The 20,715-nt window shown below is 70.3% G+C and carries 15 protein-coding genes; 6 read left to right on the forward strand and 9 right to left on the reverse strand.

Annotated features, from left to right (window positions below; translation table 11 throughout):
• Window positions 1-6 precede the first annotated feature (6 nt).
• The 5 genes from lysW to ACV7GQ_RS16545 all read right to left on the reverse strand — a co-directional run bounded on the left by lysW (window position 7) and on the right by ACV7GQ_RS16545 (window position 5,482).
• Window positions 7-171: a lysine biosynthesis protein LysW gene (gene lysW, locus ACV7GQ_RS16525; protein WP_470311302.1), complete on the reverse strand. Its 165-nt coding sequence runs from the start codon at window positions 169-171 to the stop codon at window positions 7-9.
• Window positions 172-336: 165 nt separating this feature from the next.
• Window positions 337-1,827, reverse strand: a complete 1,491-nt coding sequence (gene argH / locus ACV7GQ_RS16530; RefSeq protein WP_470311303.1) for an argininosuccinate lyase — start codon at window positions 1,825-1,827, stop codon at window positions 337-339.
• 4 nt (window positions 1,828-1,831) lie between these two features.
• A complete protein-coding gene (locus ACV7GQ_RS16535; protein WP_470311304.1) occupies window positions 1,832-3,100 on the reverse strand; it encodes an argininosuccinate synthase in 1,269 nt (422 codons plus the stop codon).
• 308 nt (window positions 3,101-3,408) lie between these two features.
• Window positions 3,409-4,206: a hypothetical protein gene (locus tag ACV7GQ_RS16540; RefSeq protein ID WP_470311305.1), complete on the reverse strand. Its 798-nt coding sequence runs from the start codon at window positions 4,204-4,206 to the stop codon at window positions 3,409-3,411.
• 133 nt (window positions 4,207-4,339) lie between these two features.
• A complete protein-coding gene (locus ACV7GQ_RS16545; RefSeq protein ID WP_470311306.1) occupies window positions 4,340-5,482 on the reverse strand; it encodes a helix-turn-helix transcriptional regulator in 1,143 nt (380 codons plus the stop codon).
• A gap of 89 nt (window positions 5,483-5,571) precedes the next feature.
• On the opposite strand from ACV7GQ_RS16545, the gene ACV7GQ_RS16550 reads away from it, so the two are divergent.
• From ACV7GQ_RS16550 to ACV7GQ_RS16570, 5 genes are all read left to right on the forward strand, one after another.
• A complete protein-coding gene (locus ACV7GQ_RS16550) occupies window positions 5,572-5,760 on the forward strand; it encodes a DUF7554 family protein (protein ID WP_470311307.1) in 189 nt (62 codons plus the stop codon).
• A 40-nt stretch (window positions 5,761-5,800) separates the two neighbouring features.
• Window positions 5,801-6,310 (forward strand): 2'-5' RNA ligase family protein, encoded by a 510-nt coding sequence (locus tag ACV7GQ_RS16555; protein WP_470311308.1) that lies wholly within the window; start codon window positions 5,801-5,803, stop codon window positions 6,308-6,310.
• A 55-nt stretch (window positions 6,311-6,365) separates the two neighbouring features.
• Window positions 6,366-6,788, forward strand: a complete 423-nt coding sequence (locus tag ACV7GQ_RS16560) for a PPC domain-containing DNA-binding protein (RefSeq protein ID WP_470311309.1) — start codon at window positions 6,366-6,368, stop codon at window positions 6,786-6,788.
• The gene (locus ACV7GQ_RS16565) at window positions 6,789-10,967 is read left to right on the forward strand and encodes a DNA-directed DNA polymerase II large subunit (protein WP_470311310.1); all 4,179 of its coding nucleotides are present in this window, start codon (window positions 6,789-6,791) and stop codon (window positions 10,965-10,967) included.
• A 94-nt stretch (window positions 10,968-11,061) separates the two neighbouring features.
• Window positions 11,062-11,271 (forward strand): hypothetical protein, encoded by a 210-nt coding sequence (locus ACV7GQ_RS16570; protein ID WP_470311311.1) that lies wholly within the window; start codon window positions 11,062-11,064, stop codon window positions 11,269-11,271.
• Here ACV7GQ_RS16570 and ACV7GQ_RS16575 read toward each other — a convergent pair whose 3' ends face one another.
• The 3 genes from ACV7GQ_RS16575 to serA all read right to left on the reverse strand — a co-directional run bounded on the left by ACV7GQ_RS16575 (window position 11,272) and on the right by serA (window position 16,680).
• Entirely contained in the window at window positions 11,272-13,176 is a 1,905-nt protein-coding gene (locus tag ACV7GQ_RS16575; RefSeq protein WP_470311312.1) for a PAS domain-containing sensor histidine kinase, read from the reverse strand.
• Window positions 13,173-15,017, reverse strand: a complete 1,845-nt coding sequence (locus tag ACV7GQ_RS16580) for a PAS domain S-box protein (RefSeq protein ID WP_470311313.1) — start codon at window positions 15,015-15,017, stop codon at window positions 13,173-13,175. Before ACV7GQ_RS16580 ends, ACV7GQ_RS16575 begins: the two co-directional genes overlap by 4 nt.
• A gap of 76 nt (window positions 15,018-15,093) precedes the next feature.
• Window positions 15,094-16,680 (reverse strand): phosphoglycerate dehydrogenase, encoded by a 1,587-nt coding sequence (gene serA / locus ACV7GQ_RS16585; protein WP_470311314.1) that lies wholly within the window; start codon window positions 16,678-16,680, stop codon window positions 15,094-15,096.
• A gap of 201 nt (window positions 16,681-16,881) precedes the next feature.
• Between serA and ACV7GQ_RS16590 the strand changes: the two genes are divergently transcribed.
• On the forward strand, window positions 16,882-20,199 hold the full coding sequence (locus tag ACV7GQ_RS16590; protein ID WP_470311315.1) for an alpha-amylase family glycosyl hydrolase: 3,318 nt from the start codon (window positions 16,882-16,884) through the stop codon (window positions 20,197-20,199).
• Window positions 20,200-20,311: 112 nt separating this feature from the next.
• Here ACV7GQ_RS16590 and ACV7GQ_RS16595 read toward each other — a convergent pair whose 3' ends face one another.
• Window positions 20,312-20,479 carry a DUF7556 family protein gene (locus ACV7GQ_RS16595; RefSeq protein ID WP_470311316.1) on the reverse strand — a complete coding sequence of 56 codons (168 nt, stop codon included), beginning with the start codon at window positions 20,477-20,479 and terminating at the stop codon, window positions 20,312-20,314.
• Between the last annotated feature and the right edge of the window lie 236 nt (window positions 20,480-20,715).

Here is a 20,715-nt window from a genome sequence, read left to right on the forward strand (position 1 = left end):
GCCACCTCACTCACCCCAGTCCTCTTCGAGCTCGGGTGCGCTGTCGAGCTCGACGGGGTCGGTGCCGACGACTTCGAGTTCGGCACCACAGGTGGCACAGTCGACTATCTCTCCGACTTCGAGGGTGTCGTGCAGGGAGACTTCCGCCCCGCACTCGATGCAGTCTGCCATTGTACCTCTCTCTCGCGGCCGCACCCACTTAAAACCTCCGAACTTATCAGAATAGAATAGTAACGCACACTACCGCCTAACGCCGTCTAAATCCATTATACCGCACGTGGCTGATTTCCGTATCAGATTTGTGGTACAATCGCCCCCGACGGGGCTCGTCGTCGCTCACACATAGCGGTCGACCTCCGAGTGTCGGCGTTCGTGTGCGCGCTCGACGGTGTCGGCGGCCGTCTGGACCGCCTCGCCGTGGCCGGCCAGCACCTCCTCGGCGACCGACAGTTGGTCGGTGACGGCCGCCGGGGCCGGGCCGCCGCGGGAGTCGCGCATGGCGACGCTCTCGGCGGGGTCGAGCGCGTCCTCGACGGCCTCCCGGTCGACGTACGCCGAGAGCGGGTCGCCGAGGACGTCCTCGGCGACGGCCGAGATGGCCTCGTAGTCCGGGGCGTCCTCCTCCGGACCGAGACCCGCGGCCACCTCGGCGACGACCTCGTGGGCCGTGCGGAACGGCACCCCAGCCATCGCCAGCAGGTCGGCGACGCCGGTCGCGGTGGCGAACCCCTCCGTCGCGGCGGCTTCGAGCGTCTCGGCGGGCCAGTCGGCCGTCGCCACCGCGCCGGCGGCGACCTCGACGCTCTCGGTGACGCTGTCGATGGCGTCCCACGCGTGCCGGCCCGCCCGCTGTAGGTCGCGGTTGTACGCGCGGGGCTGGCCCTTCAGGTTCGTCAGCAGGCCGTTCAGCCCCGCCGTCGCGTCGCCGGTACGACCACGGACGAGTTCCAGCGTGTCGGGGTTCTTCTTCTGGGGCATGATGGAACTCGTGGAGGCGTAGTCGTCGTCGAGTTCGACGTGGCCCTTGCTGGCCATCACGACCACGTCCTCCGCGAGCCCGGAGAGCGTCGTCGCCAGCGTCGCGACGGCACCCGTGACCTCGACGAGGAAGTCCCGTGCGGCGGAGGCGTCCATCGAGTTCTCCGCCACCGAGTCGAAGCCGAGCAGTTCGGCGGTCCGCTCGCGGTCCACGTCGAACGGCGTGCCCGCGAACGCGGCCGACCCCAGCGGGTTCTGGTTGACGCGCTCGTAGGCATCCAGCAGGCGCGCGGTGTCGCGCTGGAGCGCCTGTTCGTAGGACAGCACCCAGTGGGCCACCGTGGTCGGCTGTGCGGGCTGGAGGTGGGTGTAGCCGGGCATCACCGTCTCGCGCTCCTCGCGGGCTACCGCGAGCAGCTGCTCGCGGGCGCCGACGACCGTCTCGAGGAGTTCGAGGACGTCCTCGCGCAGGCGGTAGCGGATGCAGGCGGCCACCTCGTCGTTGCGCGAGCGGGCGGTGTGCATCTTCCCGCCCTCGGGGCCGACGCGGTCGATGACCGCGCTCTCGATGGCCTCGTGGACGTCCTCGCCGTCCGGCAGTTCGGCGTGCCCGGCCGCCTCGACGTCGTCCAGCGCCGCCAGTATCTCGCCGGCCGTCTCGCGGTCGACGACGTCCTGCTCTTCGAGCATGACGAGATGAGCGCGGTCGACCGCGAGGTCGGCCGCGAAGATGCGCTCGTCGTCGGCGAGCGAGGAGAGGAACGAGCGCGCGGGGCCGCCCGCGAAGCGGTCGCGGCGGACCACCGTCTCGTCGTCGGCGTTCCCGTCGTGGTCCTCCCCGTCGCTCATCGGCTTACTCCTCCGTATCCTCGCCGTGGTCGTCCTCGCTCTCGCCGCTCCCGTCGGGGACGGCCGTGCCCTTCTTCGCGTTCTCCAGGATGCCGTTGGCGAGGCGGGACTGGAAGCCGTGGTACTTCGCGACGCCGGTGGCGTCCTGCTGGGTGATGCCGCCGGTGACGTCCTCCTCGTCGAAGGAGGCCGCGGACTCGCTGTAGACGGCGTAGTCCGACTCGCGGGAGACCGGACGGCAGTGCCCGCCTTCGAGCTTCACGGTGACGGAGCCGGTGACGCGCTCGTTCGTGTCGTCGATGAACGCCTCGAGCGCGCTCACGAGCGGCGCGTCCACGAGGCCCTCGTAGGCCTTCTGGGACCACTGCTGGTCGACCTGCGCCTTGAACGCGCGCTCCTCCTGGGTGAGGACGAGGCCCTCGAGCGCCTCGTGGGCCGTCAGCAGGACGGTGGCCGCGGGGTGCTCGTAGTTCTCGCGGACCTTCAGGCCGAGCATGCGGTCCTCCATCATGTCCGTGCGGCCGATGCCGTGGGCGCCGGCCTGCTCGTTGAGCTGCTGGACGAGTTCGACCGAGCCGAGGTCCTCGCCGTCGACGGCGACCGGTTCGCCGGCTTCGAACTCGACGTCGACGAGTTCGGCGTCCTTGCCCGAGGGGTTCTCGGTCCACTTGTAGATGTCGTCCTCCGGGATGGTCGAGGGGTCCTCGAGTTCGGAGCCCTCGATGGAACGGCTCCAGAGGTTCGTGTCGATGGAGTAGCGGCCGCCGTCGCCGCCCTCGACGGGGAGGCCCTTCTCCTGGGCGTACTCGTTCTCCCACTCGCGGGTCAGGCCGAGTTCGCGCACCGGGGCGATGACCTCCATGTCCGAATCGCGCCAGATGGCCTCGAAGCGCAGTTGGTCGTTGCCCTTGCCGGTACAGCCGTGGGCGATGCCGTTACACCCCTCCTCCTCGGCCACCGAGAGGATGGCCTTCGCGATGACCGGGCGGGCGAGCGCGGTGCCCAGCGGGTAGCCCTGGTAGTCGGCGTTGGCCTTGACGGCCTTGAGACAGAGGTCCGCGAACTCCTCTTTCGCGTCGACGACGTGCTGCTCGACGCCGAGCGCCTCCGCGGTCTCCTCGGCCTCCTCGAACTCGTAGTCGGGCTGACCGACGTCGACGGTGACGCCGATGACCTCGTCGTAGCCGTACTCCTCTTTCAGCAGCGATACGCAGACTGTCGTGTCGAGCCCGCCGGAGAAGGCGAGCGCGACGGTTCCGTTTCCTTCTGGCATAGGTGTGTACTGTGTGGGTTCCGTGGTGTGACTGTCGGTTTGGACTGACACGCCGGACAGCCGACCGGCGGTGCTCGGAGTCGAGACGGACCGTGAAACGAAGTGAGGATAGTAGTGGGCCTAGCAGAGGGCCCGTCGTCGTCGCCGTCGCGGAGTAAAGCGGACGGACGCCCCGCTGGTGGCGGCGAGCACACCGGTGACGAGGGTCCGCGTCATGTACCAGTGGCTACTGTCGGTTTCGTACTAATAGCTTCCGTGTTGGAGAAGGCGTGTCTAGCAGTCACACGGTGACCGTTGCCGGGCCGTCGTCAGTAGTCGCCGTCCGGCGAGGGCTCGGTCTCGTTGGTCGCCGTGGTGTTGGTGTCTGGCAGGTCGCCGGCCGCTGCCTCGACGGTCGTGTTGACCGTCGTGTTCACGGTCGTCTCGGTGTCGGTCGTCTCGGCGTCGACCGTGTCGGCGCCCGTCTCGTTGCGAGCGCCGCGGTCCGCTCGGTCGTCGGGGCGGCGGTCCTCGGCCGGACCGACGCCCTCGCCGACGTCGTTCCCGGCGATGCTACGGGCGATCTCGGCCACTTCGGGGCCGGTCAGCTCCTCGGAGCGCTGGGCGAGCGACCGGACGGCGTCCATGTCGACGCCCTCCGCCTCGAGCGCCTCGGCGGGCAGGGTGCTCGCCGTCTCGTTGTTCTGGGTGGCCAGTCGCTGGGCCGTCCGGGTCTCGGCGTGGAGCTGGGCCATCCGAGCGCGGTACTCGCCCTCGCTCATCGACCCGTTCTCGCGGGCCTGCTGGAGGGCGGCCTTGCGCTGGCGGAGTTCGTCGAGGCGGGCCTCCAGGTCGCCGGCCTCCTCGGCGACGACGGCGGCGCGGGCGGCGTCGGTGTTGGCCTTCGCGACGCTGATGCCGTAGGCGCGGGCCTCGACCTCGCCGCCGAGTTCGGCGCCCTGCACGCCGACGGCGCCGGCGAACTGCGCGCCGGGGGCGACGGTCGCGTTCTCGCTGCGCTGTTCGGTCTGGGTCGACGTCTCCTGTGCCATCGTGGCCGCTGGCACCGCGGCCAGCGCGCTCGTCACGAGCAGGAGCGCCAGCAGTGCCGGAGTGGCTCGTCTCATCGTATCCACTGCTTGGCCCCATACCCACGTATAAACCCCACACCGTCAGCCCGGTTCGTCGCCGATTAACTCGGATTAAACCGCCAGATGACGGCGTCGTACCCCGTCATCGGGGGGTGAAACGCCGGAACGTTTATGAACTGTCGTTCTCGTCGCCGCCGTTCGTCTCGGTCACGTCCGTATCGGGGAGGGTGACGACGTTCTCGCGGCCGATGCGGAACGTCTCCAGTTCGTCGTCATCGCGGAGGCCGCCGATGACCTGGCTCGTCTTGGCGTCGGTCCAGTCCAGCCGGCTCGCGACCTCCTGCTGTTTGATGCGGCCGCCGTTCTCGTTCAGCAGTTTCAGCACCTGCTCCTCGTTGCTGAGCAGGTCCTCGGGGGGAGCGGACGCGCCGTTGCCGGCGGCCCCGGCGCTGGCGGCGTCCCCGGCGGCGTCGGTCGCGTCGTCGGTCGTCGGCTGCCCCGGCGCCTCGCCGGCCGTCGACGGCTGGACCGTCTCGTCGGCCTCGCGGTCGCCGCCATCGCCGCCGTCGTCACCGGTGAGGAGCCCCGACCGGCGCGCCCAGTACGCGGCCCCGACGAGGACGAGGACGACCAGCACCGCCCCGCCGAGGAGCGCCGTGTCGGGGCCGCCGTCGCCGCCCCCGCCGCCCGACTGCGCGAGGACGACCCGCGGCTCGTCGGTGCCGAACTGCTCTTGCCCACGCCACGTCGCCGACGTGTTCGACCGGTCGTCCGGTCGGGGCGTGACGCTCTGGGCGCCGTAGCCCGCCGGCCACGACAGCGTCAGCGACGTCTCGCTGTCGAGAAAGAGACCGGAGAGCGCGTCGCCGGCGGTGATTCGGCCGTCCTCGGTAGCGGCGAAGTTCGTCCACCGGAAGCGGTAGGTGACGACGCCGTACGTCTGGCCGAACGACTCCTGCGTGGCCGCGACGCTGACGTTCTCGATAGCCATCTGTCGCCCGGTCGCGTTCTCGGCGGCGCGGGCCGTGCCGGCCATCCGGTCGCCGAACCGGTCGGTGTAGGCCGTCTCGTCGGCGCGGATGTCGGCCTGTAGCTCCTCGAAGGCCTGCGTGTCGTTGTCGGTCTCCAGCCGGATCCGGTAGGCGACGGTCCACTGCGCGTCGCCGTCGGCCTGCACGTCGGCGGTCATCACGACCACGTCCGGGTCGACCGACTGCTGGGAGAGACCGCCGAAGGCGGCGCCCGCCGCCGTCGGGGTCAGCATCGCGGTCACGAGCAACAGAGCGACCAGTAGGCTACCGATTCGTCGCATTCTGTCGGCAGTTTATGCTCGGCGACAATATGACTTGTTGCCGAGCGCTGGCCACAACTGGTTTCACCCGCCGACGGGAACCGGGAGGCATGAACCGCGGGAAGATCGACGTCGACACGCTGCTGAAAGTACTGCTCGTCCTCGTCATCGTCTGGATCGGGCTGGAGGTCCTCGAAGGCGTCCTCGGCGTCCTCGGGTGGTTGCTCGGGCCGCTCCAGCCGGTGCTGGGCATCGCGCTCATCGTCCTCATCGTCCTCTACCTGACCGACCGCCTGTAGGACCGCGCCCCTTTTCCCGACTGCCCGACTCGCTAGCGGCGTGTACAGCCTGAACGTCGCCCTGCCGTCGTCGGTGACGGCGCTCGCGGGCCGCCTCGCGAGGGAACTGCCGCGTGCGCAGGCCCGCCCCCGCGGCGAGCACACGCTGGTCGCCAAGCGACTGGGGGGCGGCGACCACGCGGCCTACGCCCGCATCGAGGGGCGCGCCCGGGACGCTCTGCGGGGGACCGACCCGTTCGCGGTCCGAATCACCGGCCTCGGGCAGTTCGAGTCGGCGGTGACCGGTCCCTCTCCCGTCGTCTACCTCGCCGTCGAGAGCCCCGGTCTCCGGGCGCTCCACGAACGGCTCTGTGCCGAGTTCGACCCCGTCGAGGGGATGGAAGGCGACGCGTACGTCCCGCACGTCACCGTGGCGCGGGGCGGCGACCCCGCGGCGGCCGACCGACTATGCGACCAGGAGATAGACCCTATCGAGTGGACCGTCGAGGAACTCGTCTTCCACGACGCCGACCGCGGGCAGTCGGTCAGTCGGGTCTCTCTGCCGGCGTAGGGGGCTGCGAGTCAGGGCGGTACGTTTTTGCCGTCGCCTACCGTCGCGTTCCAGTATGGATTATCGGGAGGTCGACACCGCCTCGGAGTTCGTCTGCCGACTGGACCACGGCGCCGACTGGCGAGCGCAGATAGAGTCGTTCGCCGGCGACGAGGAGATCGACGCGGCCTTCTTCTACGGCCTCGGCGCGGTACAGGACGCCGAGATATGGTTCTACGACCAGGACCGGACCGAGTACGACGCCATCACCTTCGACGAACCGCTGGAGGTGGCCGCGTGCGTGGGCAACGTCTCGTGGCTGGAGGGCGAGCGGTTCGCACACACCCACGCCGTCCTCTCGCGACCGGACGGCGAGGCGCTGGCCGGGCACCTGAACGGCGGCACGGTCTGGGCGGGGGAACTGTACGTCCGCGCGTTCGACACCCACCTCGAACGCGACCACGACGAACCGACGGACCTGGACCTCTGGGAGCTGTAGATGCGCGAGGCCGACGAACAGTACTTCGAGACACTCGAGACGGAACTCGAGTCGGCGATGGACGTCGCCCGGCGCGCCCGCCAGCGCGGCGGCGACCCCGAGCCCGAGGTGGAGATTCCGACCGCGCGGGACATGGCCGACCGGGTGGAGAACATCCTCGGCATCGAGGGCGTCGCCGAGCGAGTCCGGGAACTGGAGGGCGAGATGTCCCGGGAAGAGGCCGCCCTCGAGCTCGTCGACGACTTCGTCGAGGGCACCGTCGGCGACTACGACACCCGCGAGGGGAAGGTCGAGGGCGCCGTTCGGACCGCCGTCGCCCTCCTGACCGAGGGCGTTGTCGCCGCGCCCATCGAGGGCATCGACCGCGTGGAGCTGCTGGAGAACGACGACGGGACGGAGTTCATCAACGTCTACTACGCCGGTCCCATCCGCTCTGCGGGCGGGACCGCACAGGCCCTCTCCGTCCTCGTCGCCGACTACGCCCGGGCGCTGCTGGGCATCGACCAGTACAAGGCCCGCGAGGAGGAGATCGGCCGCTACGCCGAGGAGATAGACCTCTACGACAAGGACACCGGCCTCCAGTACTCGCCGAAGGAGAAGGAGACGAAGTTCATCGCCGAGCACATGCCCATCATGCTGGACGGCGAGGCCACCGGCGACGAGGAGGTATCGGGGTATCGGGACCTCGAACGGGTGGACTCGAACTCCGCCCGCGGCGGGATGTGTCTCGTCCTCGCGGAGGGCATCGCGCTGAAGGCCCCGAAGATACAGCGGTACACCCGCAATCTGGACGAGGTCGACTGGCCGTGGCTGCAGGACCTCATCGACGGCACCATCGGGAAAGACGAGGGGGGCGAGGCCGACGAGGCGGCCGCGGTCGACGCGGGCGACGACGCCGCGAGCGAGAGCGAGGGCGACGGTGACGAGAGCGACGACGGCGAGGAGGCAGCCGGCCCGCCCCGCGTCGACCCCGCGAAGAAGTACCTCCGGGACCTCATCGCCGGCCGGCCCGTCTTCTCGCACCCCTCGAAGTCGGGCGGGTTCCGCCTGCGCTACGGCCGGGCGCGCAACCACGGGTTCGCGACGGCGGGGGTCCACCCCGCGACGATGCACCTGGTCGACGACTTCCTCGCGACCGGGACCCAGATAAAGACCGAACGGCCCGGGAAGGCGGCGGGAGTCGTCCCCGTCGACACCATCGAGGGGCCGACCGTCCGGCTGGCCAACGGGGACGTCCGGCGCATCGACGACGCCGAGGAGGCCCTCGAAGTCAGGAACGGGGTCGAGAAGATACTCGACCTCGGCGAGTACCTCGTCAACTACGGCGAGTTCGTCGAGAACAACCACCCGCTGGCCCCCGCCTCCTACACCGTCGAGTGGTGGGAGCAGGACTTCGAGGCCGCCGGGGCGGACGTGCAAGCGATGCGGGACAGCCCGTCGGTCGACCTCGCGGACCCCAGCGCCGAGGAAGCGCTGGAGTGGGCCAGCGAGTACGACGCGCCGCTCCACCCGAAGTACACCTACCTCTGGCACGACGTGAGCGTCGAGCAGATGGCGGCGCTGGCCGACGCCGTCGACGACGGGCGGGTCGCACACACCGACGGGGCGGTCGTCGAGGGGCCGGGTGGCACCGCCGCCGACGGCGACCTCGTCCTCCCGCGGACCGACGACGCAGAGACCGCCCTCGAGCGGTTGCTGGTCGAGCACACCCAGGAGGAGGACCGCCTGGTGGTCCCCGACTGGCTCCCGCTGGTCCGCACGCTCGGTTTCGACCGGTCACTGGAGCGGGCGTGGACCATCGACGACCTCTCGGACCGCGCGAAGACCTACGGCGAACAGGAGGCGGCCGACGCCATCGGCTACGTCGACGACGAACTGGGCGAGGAGGCGGGTCGGAACGCCGTCCTCGCGGTCGACGAAGTGTCGCCCTTCGAGATACGGGAACGGGCCCCGACCCGCATCGGCAACCGGATGGGCCGACCCGAGAAGTCAGAGCGCCGGGACCTCTCGCCGGCGGTCCACACGCTCTTCCCCATCGGCGAGGCCGGCGGGGCCCAGCGCAGCGTCGCCGACGCGACCAAACACGCCGACTCGATGAGCGAGACGCCGGGCCGGGTCGAGGTGGAGGTGGCCCGCCGGCGCTGTCCCGACTGCGACACGGAGACCCACGAGGCCCGCTGTCCGGAGTGCGACGCCGTCGCCGAGACGGTGTACGTCTGCCCGGACTGCGAGGCCGAGGTCGAACCCGACGAGTCCGGCCGCGCGGAGTGTGACCGCTGTGAGACGCTGGCCTCGCCCACCCAGTACGCGGAACTGGACGTCCGGGAGATATACCGCGACGCCCTCCAGCGCGTGGGCGAGCGCGAGACGGCGTTCGACACGCTGAAAGCGGTCAAGGGGCTCACCTCCGAGGAGAAACTGCCCGAGCCGATGGAGAAGGGGATTCTGCGGGCGAAACACGACGTCTCGGCGTTCAAGGACGGCACCGTCCGCTACGACATGACCGACCTGCCGGTGACGGCGGTCCGACCGGCCGAACTCGACGTCGAGCCCGACCGGCTGCGCCACCTGGGCTACGAGACGGACATCCACGGCGACCCGCTGACCCGCGCCGACCAACTGGTCGAACTGAAGGTGCAGGACATCGTCCTCTCGGACGGCGCGGCCGACCACATGCTCCAGACTGCGGCGTTCGTCGACGACCTCCTGGAGCAGTACTACGGCCTCGAACCGTACTACGAGTTCGACGACCGCGAGGACCTCGTGGGCGAACTCGTCTTCGGGATGGCGCCCCACACCTCCGCGGCGACGGTCGGCCGTGTCGTCGGGTTCACCTCGGCGGCCGTCGGCTACGCCCACCCGTACTTCCACGCCGCGAAACGGCGGAACTGCTTCCACCCGGAGACGCGCCTCTGGCACCGCGGGGAGGACGACGAGTGGGCCTATGGCACCATCGAGGAACTGGTCGAACCGCGGCTCGACGACCCGGCGACGGACGACTTCGGGACGCTCACGCAGGACCTTGACGGCGACCTCGCGGTGCCGTCGCTGGGGGCGGACGGCCCCTGCCGCAGACCGGTCGAGGCCGTCTCGAAACACCCCGCGCCGGACCACCTCGTCCGCATCGAGGTCGGCGACCGGACGCTGCGGGTCACCCCGGACCACACGATGCTCCGGGCCGGGGCCGACGGCGTCGAGGAGGTGCCGGCCAGCGACATCGACGTCGGCGACGACCTGCCGGCCTACGACGGCGGCGAGACGACGATGACCGGCGCGGGGGCGGCCGTCCCGGTGACCGACGGCGCTGGGGTCCCGACGGACTCGGTGAGCGCTGTCGAGTACGAGCGAAGCGACGTCGACCACGTCTACTGTCTCACCGTCGCCGACACCCACCGGGTCGCCGTCGAGGGCACCTACGTCGGCCAGTGCGATGGCGACGAGGACTGCGTGATGCTGTTGATGGACGGCCTGCTCAACTTCTCGAAGTCCTACCTCCCGGACAAGCGCGGGGGCCAGATGGACGCTCCCCTCGTCATGTCCTCGCGCATCGACCCGAGCGAGATCGACGACGAGGCCCACAACATGGACATCATGGAGCGGTACCCCCGGGAGTTCTACGAGGCCACCCGCGAGCTGGCCGACCCCGCGGCGGTGGAGGACATCATGAAAATCGCGGAGGAGACGCTGGGCACCGACCGCGAGTACACCGACTTCCGGCACACCCACGACACCACCGACCTCGCGGCCGGGCCGGATCTCTCTGCGTACAAGACGCTCGGGTCGATGGAGGAGAAGATGGACGCCCAGCTCTCGCTGTCCCGGAAGCTCCGGGCCGTCGTCGAGTCCGACGTCGCCGAGCGCATCATCGAGTACCACTTCCTGCCGGACCTCATCGGCAACCTCCGGGCGTTCTCCAGACAGGAGGTCCGGTGTCTGGACTGCGGGGAGTCGTTCCGCCGGATGCCCCTGACCGGCGACTGCCGGGAGTGTGGCGGCCGGGTGAACCTCACCGTCCACGAGGGGTCGGTGACGAAGTACATCGACACGGCCATCCGGGTCGCCGACGAGTTCGGCGCTCGCGACTACACGAAACAGCGGTTGAAGATTCTCGAACGGTCCATCGAGTCGGTGTTCGAGAACGACCACAACAAGCAGTCCGGCATCGCGGACTTCATGTAGCCCGGCCTGCGCTCTCAGGCCGCCGCCGACCGCATGACGGGCGTGTGACGACCGTCCGATGGGTGCTTTTGACGGTCGACACCAATCGTGGTGTGTGACCACACGACCCACCCAAGTGGCGACGCCCGAGTCCGGGTCGGACGTCGACCGCACGTCTATCGGGGCCACCCCGACGAGCATCGCGCAGTTCGAACTGACCGTCCTGTACTGTCGCATCGCCGCGCTGGAGGCGGCGCTCGAGTCCGAACGCGAACGCCGACGGGCGGTGGTCGAGCGGTACGAGCGGTTGCTCGACGAGCGCTGATCACCGGGTGGACGCGTCTCGGACCTCGAACCGTGCGCCGCCCGTGTCGCTCTCGGCGACCGCCACCGACCACCCGTGTGCCTCCGCGATGGTCTCGACGATGTAGAGCCCGTACCCCGTGCCGTCCTCGCTGTCGGTGTACCCCATCTCGAACACGGCCTCGCGGTCGCCTTCGGGGATGCCGGGGCCGTCGTCGGCGACGTAGAACCCCTCGCCGTCCGGGAGCATCCCGACGGTGACGGTGACCGGGGCGTCGCCGTGGCCACCGTCCTCGACGGCGTCGCCGGCCGGGGCTCGAGTGCCCGTCGAGCCGTGCTCCACGGCGTTCCGGAGGAGGTTCTCGAGGAGTTCGACCAGCCGCGAGGCGTCGGCCTCGACGGTGCCGAGGTCGGCGGTTCGGACCGCGAGACGGTCGGTGTCGACTGAGGTGCGGGCCTCGTCGACGGCGGTCGCCAACTGGACGGTCGTCGTCTCGCCGACGGCCTGGCCCTTCTTCGCGAGCGTCAGCAGTTCCTCGGTCAGCTGGGCCATCCGGTCGAGGGCGTCGTCTATCTTGTCGAAGTGCTCCGGTCGCGGGTCCTCTCTGGCGAGTTCGGCGTGGGCGTCGGCGACGGTCAGCGGGTTCCGCAGGTCGTGGCTGACGATGCTGGCGAACTCCTCCAGTCGCTCGTTCTGGCGTTCGAGGTCGCGCTCGCGTTCGGCCCGGTCGAGTGCGGCCTCGACGTTGGCCGCGAGGATCTCCGCGAGGTCCAGCGTGAACTCGTCGACGGTCCCCTCCCCCGTCGTGACGCCGAAGACGCCGTGGTCACCCACGGGGATGAGGGCGGCGGCGGGCTCGTCGGCGGCCGTCCACTCGACCGTCGCGTCGGCCCCGTCGGCGGTGACGAACAGCGTCTCGCCGCGGTCGAAGGCCCGGTCGTACCACCCCGCGTACTGGTCGTATATCTGCCCCCCGTCGTCGGGGTCGACCGGGCGGAGGGCGCCGCCGTCGGCGTCGACGAGGGCGACCTGTACCCGCGGGAGCGCCGGGATGTCCTCGGCGATGGCGACGGTCACCTCGCCGATCTCGGTCCGGTCGCCCGCCCGCACGAGGTCGCGGCTGGCCTCGTGGACCGCCCGGACCATGTGCTCCTGTCGCTTCTCGTCGGTGACGTCCCGGGCGCTGCCGACGATACCTATCGGGTCGCCGTCGGCGTCGAACCGGGGCGCTTTCGCCGTGTTGACCCAGCGACTGCGGCCCTCGATGTCGACGTAGTGTTCGACCTTGTGCAGCATCGGTTCGCCGGCGGCCATGATGCGCTGTTCCTCCGCGTAGAGGTCGTCGGCGAGGTCGTGCGGGAGGAGCTCGTAGTCGGTCAGCCCGACCAGTTCGTCCCGGTCGAAGTCGTACTCGCTGGCCGTGACCGCGCTGGCGTCGACGAACCGGCCGACGTCGTCCTTGACGAACAGCTGGTGGGGGAACGAGTCCAGTAGCGAGTCCAGCAGGTCGGGGTCGGACTGAAAGTGTGTCTCGCGGCCGGCGGCCTGCCTGACCCGGCGGACGATGAGTTCGGGGCGGTCAGCCGTCATCGTCATCGCGGCGTCGGCGTTCGCCTCGATCACCCGGTGGGTGAACGCCCGCGTCGTCGTCGCCATCGACCCGATGTCGTGGCCGTAGACGGCGACCGACACGTCGGGACGGGCGTCGGCGAGCGCGTCCAGTTGGGCGAAGGCGTCGACGGCCGGGTGCGACGCCGTCGCCGGCGCGTGCAACAGGACACAGCAGTCCGCCGTCGCCGGCACGTCGGCCACGGTCTCGACGGTCGTGACCGCCACGTCGTCGGCCCCCCGGAGCGCGCCGACGACCGGGTCGAGTCGCCCGTCCGGGTCGACGCAGGTGACCGCCAGCGGGTCGGGTCCGGTCATCGTCCCTCCAGGCCGGTTATCTCGAACCGGACGTGGTCGCCCTCGGTGTCGACCGCGGTCACGTCCCAGCCGTACGCTTCCGCGATTGTCGAGACGATGTACTGGCCGTACTGCGTCCAGTCCTCCGTGTCCAGCGGGGACGCGGCCAGCGGGTCGCCCGCGGCGTCCGGCGTCGTCCGCTCGGCGTGTTCGATGTAGAGCCCGCCCGCGCCCAGCGACCCGACGCGGACGGTCGGGTCGTTCGCCGCGCGTTCCAGCAACACCCAGAGGAGATTCTCGAACAGCTCCTGCAGGCGGTCGCGGTCGGCGACGACGGTGCCGGGGTCCTCGAGCGTCAGCGTCGCCTCGCCCGTGTCGACGGCGCTCCACGCGGCGCCCGCGAGGGTCGCGACGTCGACGGGGACCCGGTCACCGACGATCTCGCCCCGTCTGGCCAGCGTCAGGAGCTCGTCGACGAGGCGGTCCATCTGGTCCAGCGCCGTGTAGATGCGGTCGACGTGGTCGGACTCCTCGTCCAGCAGCTCCGTGGCGCCGAGCGCGACCTGCAGCGGGTTCCGCAGGTCGTGGCTCACCATCGTCGTGAACGCCTCCAGCCGTTCGTTCTGTGTCTCCAGCTCGCGTTCGTGTTCGCGCAGTTCCTGTTCGCGCTCGGCCCGGTCCAGCGAGGCCTCGACGGTCGCCGCGAGCACGTTCGCGAGGTCCAGCGTGAACTCGTCGACGCTGTCGTCGGGCGAGAGCCCGAGCGCGCCGTGGTCGCCCAGCGGTAACACCACGACCGCTATCTCGGCCGGGTCGGCGCCGTCGGTCCGCGTCGTCCGCCCGTCGGGCCCGGTCGTGACGTACTGCGGGTCCCCCGTCTCGAAGGCCCGCCAGAACCAGCGCTCGTGGGCCTCGAACAGGGCGGGGCCGTCGTCGTCGACGTCGACGGGCGTGAGGCGGGTACCGTCGTCGAGGACCACCTGTGCCGACGGGAGCGCATCGATGTCCGCGGCGAAGGCGGCCGTCAGCCGGCAGATGTCGGCGGCCGTCTCGGTGCGCATCAGGTCGCGGCTCCACTCGTTGAGCGAGGCGACGAGCTCCTCTCTGCGGCACAGGTCCGTCACGTCGCGGGTCCCGCCGACGATACCGGTCACCGCGCCGTCCTCGTCGTACCGCGGGACCTTCGTCGAGGACACCCAGCGGTCCTCGCCGTCCTCGACGTAGTGCTCGACGACGTTCACCTGCGGGTCGTCCTCCTCGCGGATGCGCCGCTCCTGTTCGTACAGCGCGTCGGCGAGGTCCGGGTGGAACAGTTCGTAGTCGGTCAGTCCGACCAGCTGGTCGCGGTCGTACCCCTGTGGCTGGGTCGTCTCGTGGCTCCCGATGGCGATACGGGAGCTGTCATCCTTGACGAAGACGTCCTCCGGGTAGTGCTCGAAGAAGTCGGCCAGCAGCGCCTCGGGCGGGTCGAAGGAGCGCTCGTCGGTCGCCGCACAGCGGAAGCGACGGGCCAGCAGGTCGGCGCGTTCGGGCGGGACGTACACGGCGTCGGCGGCCCCGGCCGCGAGAGCGTCGATGGCCACGTCGGCCCCCGGGAAGCCGACGGCGTACAGGACGACCGGGCAGTCGACGGCGGCCACCGCCGTCTCGACGCCGGCGACGCCGTCCCGTTCGGGCGCCGTCGTCTCGTCGTGTGCGACGACGACGAGGTCGTAGGCGTCGGTGTCGGCCTGTTCGAGGGCGGCGGGGCTCTCGACGTGGTCGACGTCGAACCCGCGTTCGGCGAGGACCGCCCGGACCGCGCCGAGTCGCTCGTCGTCGGCTGCCAGGACCCGGACCTGTCGGCTGTCGTTCGTGTCCATCCCACCAACTCGTTACCCGAGAGAGATTAGCGGAACAGATAACGGTTCCCCAAAAGATTCAGAATCGAGAACGGGCCTACGCGTCGCCGAGCGCGACGTACGTGGTCTCGATGATGCGGCCGTCCTCGGCCAGGCGGTCGAACACCTCGGCCGTCGGCGGTTCGTCGAGGTTGTAGACGGACATGGCTTCCCCGCCGATGGTCTCGCGGCCGTTGAACATCCCCGCGATGTTGATGTTCGACTCGCCCAGCACGGTGCCGATGAAGCCGATGGTACCCGGTTCGTCCTTGTTGCGGACGACGAGCATGTGGCCGTGGGGCACCGCTTCGATGCGGTGGTCGTCGATGCGGACGATGCGGGACTCCTCGCCCCCGAACTGGGTCCCACAGACAGAGACGGACTCCTCGCCGTCGGAGACGGTGACCGTGATGAGGCTCTGGTAGTCCTCGGCGGCGCTCGTCTTCGACTCGGTGACGTTGATGCCGCGTTCCTTCGCGACCTGCGGCGCGTTGACGGCGTTGACCTGGATGTCGGAGGGCGCGAAGACCCCCTCCAGCGCGCTGGCGGTGACGTACTCGACGTCCTCGTCGGCGATGTCGCCGGCGTAGGTGACCTCGACCTCGGACATGTGGCCGTCGAACAGCTGGACGGCGATGCGGCCCGCCGTGCTCGCCAGTTCGAGGTACGGCTCGACCTGTTCGAAGGTGGCCCGGTCCAGCGACGGCGCGTTCAGGGCGTTGGCGACCGGTTCCTCGTTGAACGCGGCGATTATCTGGTCGGCCGTGGAGGTGGCGACGTTCTCCTGTGCGGCCTCCGTGGAGGCGCCCAGATGGGGCGTGACGATGATGTCCTCGACGTCCAGCAGCGGCGAGTCCTCGGGGAGCGGTTCCTCGCCGAAGACGTCCAGCGCCGCGCCCTTGAGGACGCCGTCCTCGACGGCCTCGGCCAGCGCGGGCTCGTCGATGATGCCGCCGCGGGCGCAGTTGACGACGTAGCCGCCCTCGAGCTGGGCGAGCTCCTCCTCGCCGATCATGTTCTCGGTCTCTGGCGTGAGCGGCGTGTGGATGGTGACGAAGTCGGCCTTCTTCAGACACGCGTCGAGTTCGTCGACGAGTTCGGCGCCGAACTGCTTGGCGCGCTCCTCGCTGATGTAGGGGTCGAACGTGACGATGTCCATGCCGAGGTTGCCGAGCCGCTTGGCGACCTCCTGACCGACGCGGCCGAAGCCGACGACGCCCAGCGTCTTCTTGTTGACCTCGGTGCCGAGGAAGGCGCCCTTCGCCCACTCGCCGCCCTTCAGCCGGTCGTGGGCCTGCGGGATGGAGCGGGCGGTGGCGAACGCCATGGCGACGCTGTGTTCGGCGGCGGCCCGGACGTTGCCCTCGGGGGCGTTGGCGACGATGACGCCGTGTTCGGTGGCGGCGTCGATGTCGATGTTGTCGACGCCGATGCCGGCCCGGCCGACGATGACGAGTTCGGGGGCGGCCGAGAGCACCTCGTCGGTGACCTCGGTGCCCGACCGGACGATGAGCGCGTTCGCGTCGGCCACGGCGTCCAGCAGCGCGTCGCCCTCGACGTCGTAGGCTGTCTCCACCTCGTGGCCCGCCTCACGCAGCCGTTCGAGGCCGGCGTCGGCGATGGGGTCCGTGACGAGTACCTTCATATCGAGTGGAACCGAGTCAGCGTGTATAACATTTGTTTTCTCGTCCCGGAGACGAGGTGGCCGGCGGGCCGTAGTCGTATAAACACCTGTAGTATCGAACACCACCGTTCTTGTGAGGGCGACTCGACCGGTCGCCGACGCCCGTTACACATATGTTGTAAAACCTCAACGTTTATTCAATCAGTCTCCCAACACCCGCCCATGACAGGCGACCGCACGGCGCTGACCAGACGCCACCTGCTCCTCTCCGCGGCGGTGGCGGGACTCGCCGGGTGTCCCGGCGAGGCCGACGAGACACCACCGACCGACGACGGGGTATCGACGGCCACCGACGGCGGGACGCCGACCGGTACGGGACCCGGCGTCGCGGACGCGCCGCAGGCGGCCGTCGACGGGTCCCACGCGCCGGGCCCGCCCGTGTTCACGAGCGTCGGCGAGACGGTCCGAGCGCCGGAGTTCGCCGGCGTCGAGAGCAACCTCGCGCCGTGGCACCCCGACCGCGACGGCGCCTACGCGTGGTCGGTCGTCGACGCGCCGGCGGGGAGCGAGGCGACGGTCGGTGACGGGGCCGCCGTCGAGTTCGAACCGGACGAACCGGGCACCTACACGCTGGAACTGGACGCCCCCGACGGCTCCCACGCGCTCACGGTCCGGGCGTTTCCCCGACAGACGGCGGGCGGACCCCGGCCGACGCTCACCCTCTCGGCGGACGACGAGCCGGGCAGCGACGAGGTACTGCTCCGCGCGGACGCTCGTGCGCCCCCGAGCAGCGACGAGTCCGACGACGCCCTCACCGTCGAGTACGTAGTCGACGACCGGGACCGGGACGCGTTCGACGGGTCGCTCGCCGTCGAGGGTCGTGAGGCACGCCTCAGCCCGGTGGACCTGTCGGAATCGGTCCGAATCCACGCGGCCGCCGCCGGACGGACCGGCCGGAGCGTCACCGACACCGTCCGGGTGGACCCGGACGGGACGGTCCATCACCCGACGGAACCGCCGGCGTGGGCCGAAGACGCCGTCGTCTACGAGATATTCGTCCGGCGGTTCGGCGCGGACGTCGACTTCGAGTTCCTCGAGTCGAAGGTTGCGTACCTCGACTCGATGGGCGCCGACGCGGTGTGGCTGACGCCGATACTGGACGCCCACAGCCACCGGGACGAGACCCAACCGGGCGGGCCCCACGGCTACGACGTCATCGACTACTTCGAGACGGCCGACGCGCTGGGGTCCCGCGAGGCCTTCGAGTCGTTCGTCGACGCGTGCCACGAGCGAGACATCAAGGTGATATTCGACCTCGTGGTGAACCACACCGCCCGCGAACACCCCTACTTCCAGTCCGCGGCGGCCGGCGAGGACGCCCCGTTCCGCGACTGGTACCGCTGGGAGGGCGACGAGGCCCAGTACTACTTCGGGTGGCGCGGCATCCCCGTTCTGGACTTCGACGAACCCGCCGTCCGGTCGTGGGTGCTGGCCGTCGCCGAGGAGTGGGCCGAGGTGGTCGACGGCTTCCGCTGTGACGTGGCGTGGGGGATTCCACACAGCTTCTGGAAGGAGTTCCGTGCCCGCATCAAGCGCCAGCACCCCGACTTCCTCCTGCTGGGCGAGTGTGTGCCGTGGGAGGACGACCATGCCGACTTCGCCGAGGACGAGTTCGGCCTCCACTACGGCGAGGGGCTGTTCGAGACGCTCGGCGCGATAGGGGCCGGCGAGGAACCGGCCGGCGCCCTCCACGACGTGACGGCGTGGCGTCGCGACGCCGGCTACCCCGACCACGTCGGCCTGCTGAACTACGTCGAGAACCACGACACGGACCGCTATCTGGCCGGGGCGAGCCGGGGTGCACAGATGGCCGCCGGCGCCGCGACATTCACGCTCCCCGGCGCGCCGATGGTCTACTACGGACAGGAGACCGGCCTGACGGGGATGCGCGAGCAGATGAACTGGGACGACGCCGACGAAGGGTTGCGAGCGTTCTACCGGAACCTCGCAGACGTGCGCCACGCGGAACCCGCGCTCCAATCGGATGCCGACGTGGTGCCGCTCTCCGTCGCGCCCGGGACCGACCGCGTGACCGGGTACGCCCGCGAGGCCGACGGGCGACGGGTCCACGTCCTCCTGAACTTCGGCGAGGAGCCCGTCGAGGTGGCCCAGCATCCGGCCGTCGCCCGGACCGACCGCATCACGGGTGCGGACGTCGGCACCGACGACGGGGCCGTCGCCGTCGACGCGGCCGTCGTCCTGCGGGCCGACGCACTCGCCGGTCGGGGGGCGCCGCTGGCGACGTTCTCCGACCCCGGGGGTGACGCCACCGCGCCGGACGGGACGCCGGCGTCGGCGCTGGACCTCCGGGGACTCGACGTGTACGAGGGCGACGACGCCCACCAGTTCGTCTGGTCGTTCGAGCGGCTGCCCGAGGACGGTGCGAGCCAGCACCTCCAGCTGTACCTCGGTGACCCCGACGCCGACGGCGGGACGACGGCCACCCGGACGGGCGTCGACGCGTCGCTGGCCGACCCCGCGCAGTATCGGGTCGTCGTCACGCCCGAGACGGCCGTCCTCGAGGCGAGCGACGGCGAGCGGGTGGCCACCCTCGACACCCACGTCGTCGGCGACCAGATTCGGGTGGACGTACCGGACCGGTACCTCCCCGCGGACCCGCGTGACCTGCGGTTCGCGGCGCTCGTCGCCGGCTACGACCCCGACGCGCCCGGCGACGTGGCCCGGACCGGCGGGTCGAACGTCGCGGACCTGCTGGTCGGCCCGCTGGACGACGAGTCCGCGGTCCGGTCCGGTGCGGGCGCGACGCTGCCGTCCGTCGCCGTGTCGACCGGCGTCGGGAACCGCCTGCTCGGCGCCGACCTCGTGGCCGCGTGGGACGACCCGACCGGTGACGACCACGGCCCCGGCACGTACACATACCCCGACTCCTCGCGGTGGCCCGACGGGGCGCTGGACCTCACCCGGTTCGCCGTCTTCGAGGGCGAGGACCGCTACCGCGTCCAGTTCGCGTTCCGCGGTCCCGTGGAGACGGACGGACCGGGGAGTCGGCCCCAGCACCTCCAGCTGTACCTCCGCTATCCCGATGCGAGCGGCGGCGCGACGGAGGCCCGCGAAGGCGTCGGCGCGACGCTGGCGGCCCCGTACCACAGGCGGGTCGTCGCGAGCGAGACGACGACGGCCGTCGAACGGTCCGACGGGACCCTCGTCACCGACGACGTGACCGTCGACACTATCGACGGCACGCGAGGCCTCTGGCTGTCGCTGCCGAGAGCCGCGGTCGGCGACCTCTCGACGACCGAACTCGTGCCGCTGGTGCTGGGCAACGCCCTGACCGGGACCGGCGGCGTCGCCCGAATCGAGCGCGAACGGGACGTGCGGGACTTCGGCGGCCGCGAGTCCGAGCGCCAGTCGAACGTCGTCGACCTGGTGACGCCCGACGGCGTGGACCAGTCCGAAACGCTGGCCGCCGACGGCGAACCGCCCTCGATACCGCTACTCGACTTCGGGAGCGGGACCTGACCGTCCGCGGCCCGACCGGGCGCCGCGGACGTGCGACCCAGCGACGGCTACGGGGTGCGTACGGCGAAAAGGTGAGATCGTCGGGTCGAACCGCGGTGACCCGGACCGCGCGTTACCGCCACTCCGGCAGCGAGGCGGCGTCTACCAGCGGGAGTGTCATATACGCCTCGTCGGTCGAGACGTCCGCGATGACGAACGTGTCAGTCGTGCCTTCCTCGACGGAAGCCATAACCTGCGTGTCCTCAGCAACCTCCGCTGGGGCAACCGTGTCCGGCTCCATGCATGACAATATGTAACACCCATATATAAACGTAGCGAAATCCCCAGAAGGAGTCGGGCCGACTGTCAGACATCTGTCTGCCGCATGTTGGTTTTCTGTCCCTTCTATCGTCCCGGCTGTCGGCAGGATATCCGGTTCCCGTCTGGTGGTTGGTCGCGCCGTTCGGTGGGGCCGTCGACGGTACGGCCAGCCTACCGGCTCGGTCGGGTAACGCATGTGAACGTATCCGTTCGTGA

It is taken from the genome of Haloarcula sp. MBLA0163, assembly GCF_055632435.1.